Consider the following 16,377-nt stretch of genomic DNA (forward strand, 5'->3'; position numbering starts at 1 on the left):
GGTTAGGGCATGAGCCTGGTATTCAGTGCGCTGGCCGGCGTGGCCCTGGACGCCGTACTCGGCGAGCCCAAGCGCTGGCATCCGTTGGTGGCCTTCGGTCGCTTGGCCGAGCGTATCGAACGGCGTTTCAACGCCGGCGGCAGTGGCTGGCGCAGCCATGGCGTCAGCGCCTGGTGCCTGGCGGTGTTGCCCTTGACCCTGCTGGCCGGCGTGCTGGCCCAGGTCTCGGCATTCGGCTGGGCGGTGGAGGTTCTCGCCCTGTATGCCGCCATCGGCCTCAAAAGCCTCGGCCAGCATGCCCTGCCGGTGGCCCAGGCCCTGCGTCTGGGCGATTTGCCGTTGGCGCGCGTGCGGGTCGGCTATTTGGTCAGCCGCAACACCCGTGAGCTGGATGCCGCCGGCGTGGCTCGCGCCGGCACCGAGTCGGTGCTGGAAAACGGCTCGGATGCGGTGTTCGCCGCGCTGTTCTGGTTCCTCGTCGCCGGTGCGCCGGGCGTGGTGTTGTATCGCCTGAGCAATACCCTGGACGCCATGTGGGGCTACCGCAATGCGCGTTTCGAGCGCTTCGGCTGGGCCGCGGCGAAGATCGACGACGTGCTCAACTATGTCCCCGCCCGCCTGGTAGCTCTGAGCTACGCGCTGCTCGGCAAGACCGCCCTGGCGCTGCGCTGCTGGCGGCAGCAGGCGCCGCAGTGGGACAGCCCCAACGCCGGCCCGGTGATGGCCGCCGGCGCCGGCGCCCTGGGCGTCAGCTTGGGCGGTGCGGCCGAGTATCACGGCGAGCTGCACCTGCGCCCGCAACTGGGCCAGGGCCCGCAAGCCAAGGCGCAGGACATCGAACGGGCGCTCAATCTGGTCTACGCCGGGGTGCTGCTGTGGCTGGTGTTGCTGCTGTTATGGGAGGTCTGGCGTGCTTGAACATGGTGGCCGCCTGCGCGCGGCAGCGCAGCGCTTCGGCATCCCCCTGGGTGACTGGCTGGATCTGTCCACGGGACTTGCGCCCTACGGCTGGCCGCTGCCGCCGATTCCTGCGGCGGCCTGGACGCGCCTGCCCGAGCTGGACGACGGCCTGGAAAGCGCCGCCCGCGACTACTACGGGGTGACCCGCCTGCTGCCGGTGGCCGGTTCCCAGGCGGCGATACAGGCCTTGCCGCGCCTGCGCCGCAACGCCCGGGTCGGCCTGCTCGCGCCGGCCTATGCCGAACACGCGGCGGCCTGGAAGCGCGAGGGCCACGAGTTGCGGCAACTGGACGACGGCGATATCGACCGGCAGCTCGAAGGCCTCGACGTGCTGTTGCTGGTCAATCCGAACAACCCGACCGGCCGACGCTTCGCGCCCGCGCAGCTGCTCGCCTGGCATGCGCGCCTGGCCGCGCGCGGCGGCTGGTTGGTGGTAGACGAGGCGTTTATCGACTGCACCCCGCAGCACAGCCTGGCGGCGCATAGCGAGCTGCCGGGGCTGATCGTGCTGCGCTCGTTCGGCAAGTTCTTCGGCCTGGCCGGCATCCGCTTGGGCTTCGTCCTGGCTCAGCCGGCGCTGCTCAAACAGCTGGCCGAGCTGCTCGGGCCCTGGACCGTCAGCGGGCCGAGTCGGGTGGTGGCCACGGCGCTGTTGCACGACCGGGTCGGCCAGCAAGCGCAACGCGAGCGCCTGCTGGCCGATGGCGAGCGTCTAGGCGAATTATTGCGCGAGCATGGCCTGCCGCCGAGCGGCGGCTGCGCGCTGTTCCACTGGATCGCCTGCGAGCGGGCGGCGGCGCTGCATAAATGGCTCGCCAGCCAGGGCATTCTCACCCGCCTGTTCGATAGCCCGGCCAGCCTGCGTTTCGGCCTTCCCGCCGACGAGCCGGGCTGGCTGCGCCTGGAGCAGGCTTTACAGCTATTCACTCAGGAGTTCGTATGACCACTTTGATGGTGCAGGGCACCACCTCCGACGCCGGCAAGAGCACCCTGGTGACCGCGCTGTGCCGCTGGCTCAAGCGCCAGGGCGTGGCCGTGGTGCCGTTCAAACCGCAAAACATGGCGCTCAACTCGGCCGTGACCTTGGATGGCGGCGAGATCGGCCGTGCCCAGGCGGTACAGGCCCAGGCCGCCGGGCTGGCGCCGCACAGCGACATGAACCCGGTGCTGCTCAAGCCCAGCAGCGACACCGGCGCTCAGGTAATCATCCACGGCCGCGCCCTGACCAACATGGAGGTGGCGGCCTATCACGACTATAAACGGGTGGCGATGGACGCCGTACTGCAGTCGCACCAGCGTCTGGCGGCCGCCTATCCGGTGGTGATGGTGGAAGGCGCCGGCTCGCCGGCGGAGATCAATCTGCGCGCCGGCGATATCGCCAACATGGGTTTCGCCGAGGCGGTCGACTGTCCGGTGATCTTGATCGCCGATATCGACAAGGGCGGGGTGTTCGCCCACCTGATCGGCACTCTGGCACTGCTGTCGGAGAGTGAGCAGGCGCGCATCCAGGGCTTCGTGATCAACCGTTTTCGCGGCGATATCGCCCTGCTGCAACCGGGCCTGGACTGGCTGGAAGAGCGCACCGGCAAACCGGTGCTCGGCGTATTGCCCTACCTGATGGATTTCCACCTGGAAGCCGAGGACGCCATCGACACCCGCCAGACTGCCAAGGCGGCCGAGACGATCAGGGTGGCGGTGCCGGTGCTGCCGCGTATCAGCAACCACACCGACTTCGATCCGCTGCGCCTGCACCCGCAGGTGGAGCTGGTGTTCGTCGGCCCCGGCCAGTCGATCCCGGCTGTCGACCTGATCATCCTGCCCGGCTCCAAGAGTGTGCGCGCCGACCTGGACTTCCTCCGTGCCCAGGGCTGGGAAGCGGCCATCCACCAGCACCTGCGCTATGGCGGCAAGCTGCTCGGCATCTGCGGCGGCCTGCAGATGCTCGGCAGCAGCATCGCCGACCCGCTCGGTCTGGAAGGCGCCCCGGGGCACAGCCCCGGCCTCGGCCTGCTGGATTTCGCCACCGAACTGGCCGCCGAGAAGCAGCTGCGTATCGTCAGCGGCCGCCTGTGCCTGGAGCAGGCAGCGGTGTCCGGCTACGAGATCCATGCCGGGGTCAGCCGCGGGGCAGCCTTGGCGACGGCCGCCGTGCAGCTGGACGACGGCCGCGACGACGGCGCCATCAGCGCCGACGGCCAGGTGCTCGGCACTTATTTGCATGGCCTGTTCGAGTCCGCCCCAGCGTGCAACGCGCTGCTGCGTTGGGCGGGGCTGCGCGAGGTGGAGACGGTGGATTACCACGCCCTGCGCGAACGCGACATCGAACGCCTGGCGGATATGGTCGAGGCGCATCTGGATACGCAGAAACTGCGCGAACTCTGTGATTTGTAATCCGTAGCCCGGATGTGTGAGTTGTGCGGGCTCTGAGCTATGGGGCTGTTTGCGTGGGAGGGACTTTAGCCGCGAAAGCCCCTCCCACAATGTCCCCTCCACCCATTGGATTGAAAGGGTAATCGACATGCTTGAACTGATCCTCGGCGGCGCCCGTTCCGGCAAGAGCCGCCTGGCCGAGAAATTGGCCGGCGAGTCCGGCCTGGCGGTGACCTACATTGCCACCGGCCAGGCGCTGGACGGCGAGATGAGCGCGCGCATCCAGCAGCACCAAGAGCGCCGCCCGGCGTACTGGGCGTTGCTGGAGGAGCCGCACGAACTGGCCCGGGTGCTGCGCGAGAACGCGGCCGAAGGACACTGCCTGCTGGTCGACTGCCTGACCCTGTGGCTGAGCAACTTGTTACTGCTCGATGACCAGGCGCGTCTCGACGCCGAGCGCGACGCCCTGCTGGAGTGCCTGAGCGCGCTGCCGGGGCGGATCCTGCTGGTCAGCAACGAGACCGGACTTGGCGTGGTGCCGCTGGGCAAACTGAGCCGGCGTTACGTCGACCAGGCCGGTTGGCTGCACCAGGCACTGGCCGAACGCTGCCAGCGGGTGATATTCACCCTGGCTGGCTTACCCATGCTGTTGAAGGGAGAACCCTTATGAACGATGCACACTGGTGGCAGGAACCCTGCCGTCAACCCGACGCGGCCAGCGAGGCCGCCGCCCGCGCCCGCCAGGCGCAGCTGACCAAACCGGCCGGCGCGCTCGGTCAGCTGGAGGAACTGGCGATTCACCTGGCCAGCTTGCAGGGCCGCGAATGCCCCTGGATCGACCGTCCGCGCCTGTGCCTGTTCGCCGGCGACCATGGCGTGGTCGAGGAAAACATCTCGCTGTTCCCCCAGTCCGTCACCGCGCAGATGCTGCACAACTTCGTCGCCGGCGGCGCGGCCATCAGCGTGCTGGCCAGGGTTCAGGGCCTGCCGTTTGAGCTGGTCGACCTGGGCACGGTCGACCTCAGCCTCAACCTGCCGGGCGTGCGCCACCTGCGGATTGCGCCAGGCACCGCCAATTTGAGCCGCACCGCGGCGATGACCGCCGAGCAATGCCGGGCCGCCCTGCAGGCCGGCCGCGAGGTGCTGCAGCGCGCCAGTCGGCGCGGCTGCGATCTGTTTCTCGCCGGCGAGATGGGCATCGGCAACACCACCGCCGCCAGCGCCCTGGCCTGCGCCCTGAGCGGCCTGCCGCCGGCCCGCCTGGTCGGCCGCGGCACTGGCCTGGATCACGCCGGGGTGGCGCGGAAGCAGGAGGTGCTGGAACGCAGCCTGGCACTGCATGGCGCGGCCCTGGACGATCCCTTCGAGGCGCTGCGGCGGGTCGGCGGGCTGGAACTGGCGGCGCTGACCGGCAGCTACCTGGCCTGCGCCCAACTGGGCATTCCGGCGCTGGTTGATGGCTTCATCTGCAGCGCCGCCGCGCTCTGTGCGGTGCGCTTGAATCCCGACTGCCGGCCCTGGTTGCTGTTCGCCCATGCCAGCGCCGAGAGCGGGCATGTCGCCTTGCTCGAGTTGTTGCAGGCCACGCCGCTGATCGGTCTGGGCCTGCGCCTGGGCGAGGGCAGTGGCGCGGCGCTGGCGCTGCCGTTGGTGCGTCTGGCCTGCGAGCTGCACGGCGGCATGGCGACTTTCGCCGAAGCACAGGTCGAGGAAGGCCGCGGATGAGCGTGCAACTGGATCTGCTACGCCATGGCGTGACTGAACGCGGCGGCGGTTTTCGCGGCAGCCTGGACGACGAGTTGACCGCAGAAGGCTGGGCGCAGATGCGCGCAGCGGTGGCGCTGGGCGGCCCCTGGGACGCGTTGGTCAGTTCGCCGTTACGCCGCTGCGCCGCCTTCGCCGAAGAGCTGGCAGCGCGTCTGGAGCTGCCGCTACAGCTGGAGGCGGATCTGCGCGAGCTGCATTTCGGCGCCTGGGAGGGCCGCAGCGCGGCCGACCTGATGCACGACCAGGCAGACGAGCTGGGCCGTTTCTGGGCCGATCCCTACGCCTTCACCCCGCCGGACGGCGAGCCGATGCAGCACTTCGAGGCGCGCATCGACGCCGCTCTGCAGCGTCTGCGCCAGAGCCATGACGGCCGGCGTGTGCTGCTGGTCGGCCACGGCGGGGTGATTCGCCTGCTGCTGGCGCGCGCCCGCGGGTTGCCGCGCACCCAGCTGCTGGCGGTGGAGGTCGCGCATGCTTCGCTGCACGGCCTGGCCTTCGGCACCGCTCCCTCTGCTGTGCACGAGCGCACCTTGAGCGGGGAGGGTGAGAGGCTGTGAAAAAACCTCCGACCTACTGCGGCCGTCAGCCAGCGGCTGCAACAGCGTTGCGCTACGCAAAAATTTCGGTCATTTGGCTCGCCAAACTCCCTCGTTTTTGCGCAGCGCGCCTTGTTTCGCTCGCCGGCTGTCGCCCTCGCGACGGCCTTCGATTTTTTCACAGCCTCCGAGCCATGTCCGCCCTGCAACCGTTGTGGATCGCCCTGCAGTTTCTCACCCGTATTCCGATCCGCCTGGCGGGTGTGCCGACGGCCGAGCAACAGGGCCGCTCGCTGCTCTACTATCCGCTGGTCGGCCTGCTGCTCGGCGGCCTGCTGTGGCTGCTGCAGCACTTGCTGGCCGACGCCGCACCGTTGCTCCAGGCGACGTTGCTGCTAAGCGTCTGGGTGGGGCTGAGCGGCGCGCTGCACCTGGACGGCCTGGCCGACAGCGTCGATGCCTGGGTGGGCGGGATGGGCGACCGCGAGCGCACCCTGGCGCTGATGAAGGATCCCTGCTGCGGGCCGATGGGAGTGGTGGCGCTGCTGCTGCTGCTGTTGCTCAAGTGCGCGGCGCTGCTGGCGCTGCTCGACAGCGGGTCGCTGGTGGCGCTGCTGCTGGCCCCGCTGCTGGGGCGCAGCGCCGTGCTGGCGCTGTTCCTCGGCACGCCCTATGTGCGCCCGGGCGGCATCGCTCAGCTGTTGGCCACGCACCTGCCGCGCTCGGCGGCCAAGGCGGTGCTGCTGGCGGTGGTGGCCGGCTGCCTGCTGCTGTTCGGTAGCACCGGGCTTGCGGCGCTGTTGCTGGCAGGAGTGACCCTGTTCGGCGTGCGCCATGCGTTGATGCGCAGGCTGCAGGGCACCACCGGCGATACTGCGGGCGCCCTGCAGGAACTGGTGGAGTGCGTGGTGCTGGTCGGCCTGGCGCTCTGAGGCGTTAACCCGCTCGGGTCTGTGGCCGAGCCGCGAGCGGTTCGAGCTGCGCCCGCTTGAGCCGAACCAAACCGCGACAAGACGGCATGGCACAGCGGCCTCGATGCCGGGCACCCTGACCGAGCCGGGTCATGGGGGCGCAGCGGGCGATTGCAGTTAGCGCGGCGCCAGCGCGGGCAACAGGGTCCGCGAAATCGCCTCGCGCACGGCCGGTAGCAAGGTGGCGCTGCCGCCCAGCAGGTCCTCGATCAGTCGGCGCAAGACCAGCGCCCGCTCCGAGTTCAGGCCCCTCACCGCCTGTTCGCAGGCCTGCTCGGCGCTGGTGCCGGGCGGAATGGGGAAGCCCAGGGCGACCAGGCGCTCGCGGAAGTCTTCTTGGTCGATCAGATCGCTATGCATCATTGTCGCTGCCTCCATTTAGGCTGTTGTTAAGGTCCGTTCGATTAGTCTAATTCGCAGGCTTGAGCCTTATCCATGGGGCCCCGGCCTGGGGGCAAAGTCTTTGCCCTGCACCGCGATAGCATACGCGGGCCGCCCTGGGCTGCATGGGCAAGGGGGCGCGCCTCCGACAAGGTTCAAATCGGAAGCGCCCTCGCTACGGACGGTCAAGTCCGCCAGGCTGCTAACGCAGCACGCCTTCATCCTGCAGCAATTTGAAAATGGCCTCGGCGCCAACTTGCGGCGAGACATCTTTGAGCACCTGGCCGCCACCGCCGGAAGCCTTGGCGGTTGCCGCTTTCATCCGTTCGGCGCCGGTCTTGGCCTTGATCACCTTGAGCCGTTTCGGTCGCGGCCGGGCGGGTTGGAAGCGGGCTTCGGCGAGCAGGCTGTCGTCGACGATGGTCTGTTCGCAAGCCTGCAGCTGGCCACGCCGGGCCGGGCCGAAGGCGCTCTGGCGGGCGGCCGGCGCGGCGTTGTCGACGCAGGCAATAAACGGCAAGCGCACCTTCAGCCGGCGGCGTTGGCCGCGGGGCAGTGCTTGCAGCACCTGGGCCGTGCCGTTCTCGATCTTCTCCACTGCGGCCAGGCCGACCACCAGTGGCCAGCCCAGTTGTTCGGCGAGGAGGAAAGGCAGCATGCCCGAGCCTTCGCCGGTTTCCGCCTGACTACCGGTGAGCACCAGTTGGGCGCCGGCATCCTGCAGGTAGCTGCTCAGCAACGGCAGCGCATCGCCGTGGCTGGGTTGCTCCAGTACGGTCAGCTCGCTCAGGCCCATGCCCAGGTAGGCGCGCAGGGCTTCGTCCGCCGGGTCGCCAGCGTGCAGCACCTGCAGTTTGTCGCCGGCCAGGCGCAGGCCCAGCTCTACCGCGCGCGCGTCCTGTTCGGCGCGACGAGCGCGGCCGGAGGTCGGGTGCGCGCCGATGGAAACCAGGGTGATGATGTTCAGGTTGTTAGGCAGCATCACGTGCGCCTCCTTGGCGATAGGCGGTAACCCGCTCGATCAGCGCGGCGAGGATCGCCGCGGAATCGCCGATTACCGAGAGGTCGGCCCGTTTGATCATGTCGCAGCCCGGATCCAGGTTGATCGCGATTACCTTGTCGCAGGCGCCGATGCCTTGCAGGTGCTGGATAGCGCCGGAGATGCCCACGGCCATGTAGACCCGCGCGGTGACCCAGGTGCCGGTGGCACCGACCTGGCGGTTGCGTGGCATGAAACCGTCGTCCACCGCCACCCGCGACGCGCCTTCGGTGGCGCCGAGGGCGACGGCGGCGCTGTGAAACTTGGTCCAGTCCTTGACCCCATTACCGCCGGAGAGGATGAACTCGGCTTCGGCCATGGGGATCAAGGCCGGGTCGACTGCCACGGCGCCGAGGTCTTCGATGCGCGGCAGGTTGCGCGCGATCGGGTCGCGCAGTTCGACCCGCTGCACTGCATGGCGGGTGTCGCTGACCGGCTCGGCGCATTCGACGGCGGCCAGGATCAGCCGCGGCGCACTGCGCACCAGGTCTTCGCGGCCGGCCCCGGCGCGACCGATGCACTGGCCCTCGGCGACCTGCCAGACCCGCGTGGCCGGACGCTCGGCGAGTTTGGCGGCCAGCCGGCGGCCGAGTTCGCCGCCGCCGGTGCGGCTGTCCGGCAGCAGCCAGTGGCGTGGTGCCAATTGGCTTTCCACCGCACTGAGGGCCAGCACCCGTTGCTCGGGGGCATAGCCTTCGTACAGCTCGCCTTCGATGTGCAGCAGGCGGTCGACGCCAGCGCTGTCGAAGGCGCTTTCCTTGTGCTCGCCGAACACCACCGCGACCACGGCACCCTCGCTGCCGGCCAGCTTGTTGGCCAGGCCGAGCAGGTCCTTGTCGTGGCTGCTCAGGCGGCCGCCGATCATGTCCGGCACCACGGCGATATAAAACGCCGGTTGCTCGATCACATGCAGCGGCAGTTGCACCACTGCACTGGCGGTTGTGCGCTTGCTGCTGCCGCCCTGCTGGGCGCCACTACGGTCGATCCGTTTGAGCCCGTTGGGGCCGATGAAACCGACCGCGTGGGGGTTCTTGCGGACGAGGCCGTTGGGCCCCATCCAGCTGGTCTCAGCCTTCTGCATGGCCGCGTGTAGCGGATGCAGGCGGTTGCGGGCGATCCATTCGGCCCGCGGGTCGCGGCGGATGATGTCGCTCATCAGTGCACCTCCAGGGCTTCAAGCTTGGTCGGAGCGGGCTTTTTTGCCGGGGCGGGGGCCTCGAGCAACACGTCTGCCACCAGCTCGGCGATGTCCTTGATCTGTGGCCGCGGTTCGACCACGCCTTCGAGCATCGCGGTGCACTGCGGGCAGCCCACGGCGACCAGTTCGGCGCCAGTTTCCTGGATGTCGACCATGCGCATGTCGGGAATCCGCTGCTTGCCGGGGATGTCGGTAATCGGCGCGCCGCCACCGCCGCCGCAGCAGCGCGAGCGGAAGCCGGAACGTTCCATCTCCTTGACCTCGATGCCAATGGCCTTGAGCACCGCGCGCGGGGCTTCATATTCGCCGTTGTAACGGCCCAGGTAGCAGGGGTCGTGATAGGTGACACTGCCGCCCTTGTGTTGGCCGAGATTGAGTTTCTGGCCGCTGATCAGCTCGTCCATATAGGTGCTGTGGTGCAGCACTTGATAGTGGCCGCCCAGTTCGCCGTATTCGTTTTTCAGGACGTGGAAGCTGTGCGGGTCGCAGCTGACGATCTTGTTGAACTGGTACTGGCTCATTGTGGCGATGTTGCGTTTGGCCAGGCTCTGGAAGGTTGCCTCGTCGCCCAGGCGCCGGGCCACGTCGCCGCTGTCGCGTTCTTCCAGGCCGAGTACGGCAAAGTCGACGTTGGCCGCTTTGAGTACCTTGACGAAGGCGCGCAGGGTGCGCTGGTTGCGCATGTCGAAGGCACCGTCGCCAACCCAGAACAACACGTCTACCGACTTCTTCTCGCTCAGCAGTGGCAGGTTGAGGTCCGCCGCCCAGTTCAAGCGGCCGCCGGGCGCGAAGCCGCCGGGGTTGTCGGTGGCAATCAGGTTATCCAGCACCTCGGCGCCCTTGTTCGGCGTGGCGCCTTTTTCCAGGGTCAGGTGACGGCGCATGTCGACGATGGCATCGACGTGCTCGATCATCATCGGGCACTCCTCGACGCAGGCGCGGCAAGTGGTGCAGGACCACAGGGTTTCTGCATCGACCAGCGCCTTGCCGTTGAGGTTGACGATCGGCAGGTGCGGGCCACCGCTGTGTTCGCCAATGGCCTGGCCAGGGTAGGGCGAACCGGCGAACTTGGCGTCAGTACCACCCGCCAGGCCGACCACCATGTCCTGAATCAGCTTCTTCGGGTTCAGCGGCTGGCCGGCGGCGAAGGCCGGGCAGACCGCCTCGCACTTGCCGCACTGTACGCAGGCGTCGAAGCCGAGCAGCTGGTTCCAGGTGAAATCGCTGGGTTTTTCCACGCCCAGCGAGGCCTTGGGGTCGTTCAGGTCCAGGGCTTTCAGGCCAGTCGAACGGCCGCCGCCGAAGCGTTCGCTGCGGCGGTGCCAGGCCAGGTGCAAGGCGCCGGCGAAGGCGTGCTTCATCGGCCCGCCCCAGGTCATGCCGAAGAACAGCTCGGACACGCCCCAGGCCACACCGACCGCGAGGATCACGGCGAGGATCCAGCCACCGAATCCTTCCGGGAGAATCCCGGCCACCGGCAGGGTGGCGATAAAGAAGCTCACGGCGAACATCAGCAGGCTTTTCGGCAGGCGCATCCACGGGCCTTTCGACAACCGCGCGGGCGGGTCGAGGCGGCGCTTGGCGACGAACAGCGCACCGACGAACATCAGCACGCAGGCGCCCAGCAGGGCGAAACCGAGGATCCGACTGTGCAGGCCGAAGCCGTGTACCAGGATCGCCAGTGCGGCAGCCAGGACGAAGCCACCGGCGGTAGCCACGTGGGTCTTGGACATGTACTTGTCGCGCTCGACCACATGGTGCAGATCCACCAGGTAGCGGCGTGGCATGGCCAGCAGGCCGCCGAGCCAATCGACCTTGGCCGGTTTGCCGCGGCGCCACATCAGGAAACGCTTGCCGGCACCGAGCACGGCCAGGCCGAGTGCGGCGAACAGCAGAATGGGGAGTAGGGTGTTCAACATCATCTGGTCTCCTTGGAGGGACCGAATAGCCACGTAGGGTGGGTTAGCCGACGGCGTAACCCACCATTGATGCATCAGGCATTAACCTGTCTGGTGGTCCGTAGGCTGGGTTACGCCGCTGCGCGGCTAACCCAGCCTACGGTCTGCATGGGTATCGCTACGCTCAACCCATCCCACGCAAGGCCATCAGAAGTCCTTGCACAACCGCAGCGCGTCGTAGATCGCCGCATGGGTGTTGCGTTGGGCCACGCAGTCACCGATGCGGAACAGCAGATAGCCGTCGCCGGTCTCGGACAGGCAAGGCTGCGGCTTGATCGCGAACAGCGCTTCAACGTCGATCTGGCCCTTGTTACGCGAACCTTCCTTCAGAGCGTAGTAAAGGGTTTCGTCCGGACGTACGCCGTTCTCCACCACCACCTGATCGACCACGCGTTCTTCCTGGGCGCCGGTGTATTCGTTCTCCAGCACCGCCACCAGCTTGTCGCCCTCGCGGTAGACCTTTTCCAGCATCATGTCGCTGGTCATGATCACGCCCTTCGGGTACATGCTGCGGTAGGCCGTCGGGAACGAGGTACCACCCATGCCTACACCCGGCTTGATGTCGTCGGTGACGATCTCGACCTGACTGCCCTTGTCGGCGATGAAGTCTGCGACCGACATGCCGGTGAATTCACAGATGGTGTCGTACACCAGCACGTTCTTGCCCGGTGCGACCTTGCCGTCGAGGACGTCCCAGCTGCTCACTACCAGGCCTTCGGCCGCGCCCCAGTGCTCGTTCTGCTCGAGGAACGGATGACCGCCGTTGGCCAGCACGACCACATCCGGACGCAGGTCCATGATGCTCTCGTGATCGGCGCCGGTGCCCAGGCGCAGGTCGATTTTCAGGCGTGCCAGTTCCAGCTGATACCAGCGGGTGATGCCGGCGATCTGGTCACGTTGTGGCGCCTTGGAGGCCGTGGTGATCTGCCCGCCAAGTTGGTCCTTCTTCTCGAACAGGGTGACGTCGTGGCCACGTTCGGCCGCGACGCGCGCCGCTTCCATGCCGGCTGGACCACCACCGACTACCACCACCTTGCGCTTGACGCCGGTGGTCTTCTCGATGATGTGCGGCAGGCCCATGTATTCACGCGAGGTCGCGGCGTTCTGGATGCACAGCACGTCCAGGCCCTGGTACTGGCGGTCGATGCAGTAGTTGGCACCGACGCACTGCTTGATCTGGTCGACCTGGCCCATCTTGACCTTGGCGATCAGGTGCGGATCGGCGATGAACGCGCGGGTCATGCCGACCATGTCGACGTAACCGCCCTCGAGGATACGGGTGGCCTGGTTCGGGTCCTTGATGTTCTGCGCGTGCAGCACCGGAATCTTGACCACTTCCTTGATCCCGGCCGCCAGATGCAGAAACGGCTCGGGCGGGAAGCTCATGTTGGGGATAACGTTGGCCAGGGTGTTGTGGGTATCGGCGCCAGAACCAACCACGCCCATAAAATCGAGCAAGCCGGTGTCGTCGTAGTACTTGGCGATCTGCTTCATGTCCTCGTGGGACAAGCCGTCCGGGTGGAACTCGTCGCCGGAGATGCGCAGGCCCACGCAGAAATCGTCACCGACTTCCTTGCGCACGGCCTTGAGCACTTCCAGGCCGAATTTCATTCGGCCCTCGAAGGTGCCGCCCCATTCGTCGGTACGCTTGTTGACCCGTGGCGACCAGAACTGGTCGATCATGTGCTGGTGCACGGCCGACAACTCGACGCCGTCCAGGCCGCCTGCTTTGGCCCGGCGCGCGGCCTGGGCGAAGTCACCGATGATGCGCCACATCTCTTCCGGTTCGATGGTCTTGCAGGTCGCGCGGTGTACCGGTTCGCGGATGCCGGACGGCGACATCAGGGTCGGCCAGTCGAAACCATCCCAGCGCGAGCGACGACCCATGTGGGTAATCTGGATCATGATCTTGGCGCCATGCTTGTGCATGGCGTCGGCCAGGTTCTGGAAGTGCGGGATGATGCGGTCGGTGGACAGGTTCACCGAACTCCACCAGCCATGGGGGCTGTCGATGGAGACCACCGAGGAGCCGCCGCAGATGGCCAGGCCGATGCCGCCCTTGGCCTTCTCTTCGTAGTACTTGACGTAACGCTCGGTGGTCATGCCGCCGTCGGTGGCCATGACCTCGGCGTGCGCGGTGGACACGATACGGTTACGGATGGTCAGTTTACCGATCTGGATCGGCTGGAACATTGCTTCAAAGGCCATGGCGATACGCTCCGCTTACAACGGCTTGACGATGAACAGGCCGTGGTCGTGGCCTTCTTGCGAAGCACCGTAGACCTGTTCGGCCACTGTGCGGATCGAGCTGCCCTGGGCGGCCAGGATCTGATCCATGGCGCCGGCGAACCAGCCGGTAAACATGTAGTCGACCATGCGCCCGCACTGGCCGTAGACGTAGACGAAGGCCGAGTGATCCAGGCGCACCTCGCAGGTGCCTTTGTCGAGGTCGATCGACAGGGTCTTGAACAGGCCCCAGCCGCGTTGCGACAGGCGCTTCATGTAATGCTCGAACACCGCCACACCAGACAAGCCGTGGCACTCGGCTTCTTTCTCACACCAATGCCAGGCGGACTTGTAGCCGGCCTTGTAGAGGATTTCGGCATAGGCGTCGGCGCCCAGCACTTCCTCGATGCCGATGTGGTTGTTGACGAAGAAATGCCGCGGCACATAGAGCATCGGCAAGGCGTCGGTGGTCCAGACGCCGGTTTCGCTGTCGACTTCGATGGGCATTTCGGGTGCGTGGGTGGCCATGTGTGCAGACTCCAGAATTCGCTGACTTGTGTTGTCCGGCCGGTGGCCGGAGTGATGGGTATCGCTGCGCTCAACCCATCCTACGAAGGTGTTCGATGCGCTTTTGTAGGGTGGGTTAGCCGCAGGCGTAACCCACCAACCGGACCGCAGGGCCGGCAGGGATCGATCATTCGCCCCAGACGTCCTTGAGCACGCGGACCCAGTTCTCGCCCATGACCTTGCGCACGGTGCGCTCGGGCATGCCGCGCTTGAGCAGGGTCTCGGTGAGGTTGGGGAATTCACCGACAGTGCGGATGCCCAGCGGGTTGACGATTTTGCCGAAGCTGGTCAGGCGGCGGGCGTAGCCCTTGTCGTGGGTCAGCCACTCGAAGAAGTCCTGGCCGTGGCCCTGGGTGAAGTCGGTGCCGATACCGATGGCGTCTTCGCCGACGATATTCATCACGTACTCGATGGCCTCGGCGTAGTCGTCGATGGTCGAGTCGATGCCCTTGGCCAGGAAGGGCGCGAACATGGTCACGCCGACGAAGCCGCCGTGGTCGGCGATGAACTTCAGCTCGGCGTCGGACTTGTTGCGCGGGTGCTCTTTCAGCCCGGACGGCAGGCAATGCGAGTAGCACACGGCTTTCTTCGACTCGAGGATGACTTCCTCGGACGTCTTGCTGCCGACGTGGGACAGGTCGCACATGATGCCGACCCGGTTCATCTCGGCGACGATCTCGCGGCCGAAGCCGGACAGGCCGCCGTCGCGCTCGTAGCAGCCGGTGCCAACCAGGTTCTGGGTGTTGTAGCACATCTGCACGATGCCCACGCCGAGCTGCTTGAACACCTCGACGTAGCCAATCTGGTCCTCGAACGCGTGGGCGTTCTGGAAGCCGAAGAGGATGCCGGTCTTACCCTGGGCCTTGGCCGCGTGGATGTCGGCGGTGGTGCGTACCGGGATCACCAGGTCGCTGTTGTCGCGGATCAGCTTCTGACTGGCGGCGATGTTGTTGACCGTGGCCTGGAAACCTTCCCATACCGAAACCGTGCAATTGGCCGCGGTCAGGCCGCCCTTGCGCATGTCTTCGAACAGTTCACGGTTCCACTTGGCGATGATCAGGCCATCAATAACGATGCTGTCGGCGTGCACTTGTGCTGGGCTCATTCGGCTGTCCCCTTTGTCTGCTGTCGCCAAACCCGGTGTTGGCGCTTTGTGGGGAGCATATCCCTGGGGGGCGGGGCGACCCGGTGCAAAAACGACTGGGGTATTGCCGAAAGCGTCAATGCCTGGTCGCGAACGGATAAGCCGTCGCCAAGGCCGCTTGTGTCGGATGGGCTTTCGCCCACCGACAGCCGCGCAGCGAACGCGGGCTGAAGCCCGCTCTTAAGGGAGTGAGGCCGCCGGATGCTCGTGACGATCCTGGCTGGGGCACGTGGCGAAGCGCACGCGGTAGCAGCGGGAGAAATACGAGGAGGATTCGAAGCCGCAGGCCAGGCCGACCTCCAGCACGCTCAGGTCGGTCTGGCGCAGCAGCTGGCGCGCCTTGTCCAGGCGCAGGGCCAGGTAGAAGTTGGACGGGGTTTCGTTCAGGTGCTGGCGGAACAGGCGTTCCAGCTGGCGCGGGGTGACCTTGATCAGTTCGGCGAGTTGCTGGGAACTGAGTGGTTCTTCGCTGTGGCGCTGCATTTCACCGATGACCTGTACCAGCTTCTTGTTGTGCACGTCATAGCGGCTGGCGATCTGCATGCGCTGATGATCCTGGCGCGTGCGGATGCGGCCGAGGACGAATTGCTCGGACACCGCCAGCGCCAGCGCTTCACCGTGGTCGCGGTCGATCAGGGTGAGCATCAGGTCGAGGCTGGCGGTGCCGCCGGCGCTGGTGATGCGCTTACCGTCGATTTCGAACAATTCCTGGGTGACCGTCAAGCGTGGATAGCGCTCCTGAAAGGCTTCGATGGCTTCCCAGTGCAGGGTCAGCTGCTGCCCGGCAAACAGCCCGGCTTCGGCCAGGACGAAGCTGCCGGTGTCGATGCCGCCCAGGGTTGCCCCTTCACGCTCGACCCGATGCAGCCACAGTGACAGGCGGTGGTCGAAAGTCGCCAGGGGCTGGAAGCCGGCGACCACGAACAGGCTGTCGCCGGCCGCCGGCAGCTCCAGGGCGGTATCGACGTTGAGCGACATGCCGTTGCTGGCCTCCACCGCGGCGCCATCCAGGCTGAGCAGGCGCCAGCGATAGAGCTCGCCGCGAAAGCGATTGGCCACGCGCAACGGCTCGATGGCCGACATCAGGCCCATCATGGAAAAGCCGGGCAGCAGGAGAAAGCACAGGGTCTGGGGCATGGCTGGGTTCCGCGAAGGCTGGTCGTTACTAAAAGGCAGAAGAGTTCTCAGTACAAGCAATAAGGTCGTTACTGTTCAACAGCTGGTCGTTCTAGTTCGTTTTTTACCCGGTAGCGCTGCGTA

Annotated in this window: 15 protein-coding genes; 7 read left to right on the forward strand and 8 right to left on the reverse strand. The window is 66.6% G+C overall.

The genetic code is table 11. The features are described from left to right. Positions 1-9: 9 nt before the first annotated feature. The 7 genes from cbiB to VCJ09_RS01040 all read left to right on the forward strand — a co-directional run bounded on the left by cbiB (position 10) and on the right by VCJ09_RS01040 (position 6,565). Positions 10-918 (forward strand): adenosylcobinamide-phosphate synthase CbiB, encoded by a 909-nt coding sequence (gene cbiB, locus VCJ09_RS01010; protein ID WP_324732776.1) that lies wholly within the window; start codon positions 10-12, stop codon positions 916-918. Then, positions 911-1,903, forward strand: coding sequence for a threonine-phosphate decarboxylase CobD (gene cobD, locus VCJ09_RS01015; protein ID WP_324732777.1), 993 nt, complete (start codon positions 911-913; stop codon positions 1,901-1,903). Before cbiB ends, cobD begins: the two co-directional genes overlap by 8 nt. Further along, positions 1,900-3,351 carry a cobyric acid synthase gene (locus tag VCJ09_RS01020; RefSeq protein WP_324732778.1) on the forward strand — a complete coding sequence of 484 codons (1,452 nt, stop codon included), beginning with the start codon at positions 1,900-1,902 and terminating at the stop codon, positions 3,349-3,351. Before cobD ends, VCJ09_RS01020 begins: the two co-directional genes overlap by 4 nt. Before the next feature lie 127 nt (positions 3,352-3,478). Then, positions 3,479-4,000: a bifunctional adenosylcobinamide kinase/adenosylcobinamide-phosphate guanylyltransferase gene (gene cobU / locus VCJ09_RS01025; protein WP_324732779.1), complete on the forward strand. Its 522-nt coding sequence runs from the start codon at positions 3,479-3,481 to the stop codon at positions 3,998-4,000. Then, entirely contained in the window at positions 3,997-5,055 is a 1,059-nt protein-coding gene (cobT, locus tag VCJ09_RS01030) for a nicotinate-nucleotide--dimethylbenzimidazole phosphoribosyltransferase (RefSeq protein ID WP_324732780.1), read from the forward strand. The genes cobU and cobT overlap by 4 nt, the downstream gene beginning before the upstream one ends. Continuing rightward, the gene (gene cobC / locus VCJ09_RS01035) at positions 5,052-5,654 is read left to right on the forward strand and encodes an alpha-ribazole phosphatase family protein (protein WP_324732781.1); all 603 of its coding nucleotides are present in this window, start codon (positions 5,052-5,054) and stop codon (positions 5,652-5,654) included. Before cobT ends, cobC begins: the two co-directional genes overlap by 4 nt. Before the next feature lie 182 nt (positions 5,655-5,836). Continuing rightward, complete coding sequence (locus tag VCJ09_RS01040; RefSeq protein ID WP_324734568.1) at positions 5,837-6,565, forward strand: adenosylcobinamide-GDP ribazoletransferase; 729 nt, start codon at positions 5,837-5,839, stop codon at positions 6,563-6,565. A gap of 156 nt (positions 6,566-6,721) precedes the next feature. On the opposite strand, the gene VCJ09_RS01045 is transcribed toward VCJ09_RS01040, so the two are convergent. The 8 genes from VCJ09_RS01045 to VCJ09_RS01080 form a co-directional block, all read right to left on the reverse strand. Further along, positions 6,722-6,967: a hypothetical protein gene (locus VCJ09_RS01045; protein ID WP_324732782.1), complete on the reverse strand. Its 246-nt coding sequence runs from the start codon at positions 6,965-6,967 to the stop codon at positions 6,722-6,724. A 220-nt stretch (positions 6,968-7,187) separates the two neighbouring features. Further along, positions 7,188-7,967: an electron transfer flavoprotein subunit beta gene (gene etfB, locus VCJ09_RS01050; protein WP_324734569.1), complete on the reverse strand. Its 780-nt coding sequence runs from the start codon at positions 7,965-7,967 to the stop codon at positions 7,188-7,190. Continuing rightward, the gene (etfA, locus tag VCJ09_RS01055; RefSeq protein WP_324732783.1) at positions 7,957-9,180 is read right to left on the reverse strand and encodes an electron transfer flavoprotein subunit alpha; all 1,224 of its coding nucleotides are present in this window, start codon (positions 9,178-9,180) and stop codon (positions 7,957-7,959) included. The genes etfB and etfA overlap by 11 nt, the downstream gene beginning before the upstream one ends. Further along, positions 9,180-11,141 (reverse strand): dimethylglycine demethylation protein DgcB, encoded by a 1,962-nt coding sequence (gene dgcB / locus VCJ09_RS01060; protein ID WP_324734570.1) that lies wholly within the window; start codon positions 11,139-11,141, stop codon positions 9,180-9,182. Before dgcB ends, etfA begins: the two co-directional genes overlap by 1 nt. 186 nt (positions 11,142-11,327) lie before the next feature. Continuing rightward, on the reverse strand, positions 11,328-13,388 hold the full coding sequence (dgcA, locus tag VCJ09_RS01065) for a dimethylglycine demethylation protein DgcA (RefSeq protein WP_324732784.1): 2,061 nt from the start codon (positions 13,386-13,388) through the stop codon (positions 11,328-11,330). Between the two features lie 15 nt (positions 13,389-13,403). Then, complete coding sequence (locus VCJ09_RS01070; protein WP_324732785.1) at positions 13,404-13,934, reverse strand: DUF5943 domain-containing protein; 531 nt, start codon at positions 13,932-13,934, stop codon at positions 13,404-13,406. A 166-nt stretch (positions 13,935-14,100) separates the two neighbouring features. Beyond that, positions 14,101-15,078, reverse strand: coding sequence for a dipeptidase (locus VCJ09_RS01075; protein ID WP_079204258.1), 978 nt, complete (start codon positions 15,076-15,078; stop codon positions 14,101-14,103). 219 nt (positions 15,079-15,297) lie between these two features. Beyond that, the gene (locus tag VCJ09_RS01080) at positions 15,298-16,254 is read right to left on the reverse strand and encodes a GlxA family transcriptional regulator (protein WP_324732786.1); all 957 of its coding nucleotides are present in this window, start codon (positions 16,252-16,254) and stop codon (positions 15,298-15,300) included. Between the last annotated feature and the right edge of the window lie 123 nt (positions 16,255-16,377).

The sequence above is a fragment of the Pseudomonas paeninsulae genome (genome assembly GCF_035621475.1).
GTDB classification, from domain to species: Bacteria; Pseudomonadota; Gammaproteobacteria; order Pseudomonadales; family Pseudomonadaceae; genus Aquipseudomonas; species Aquipseudomonas paeninsulae.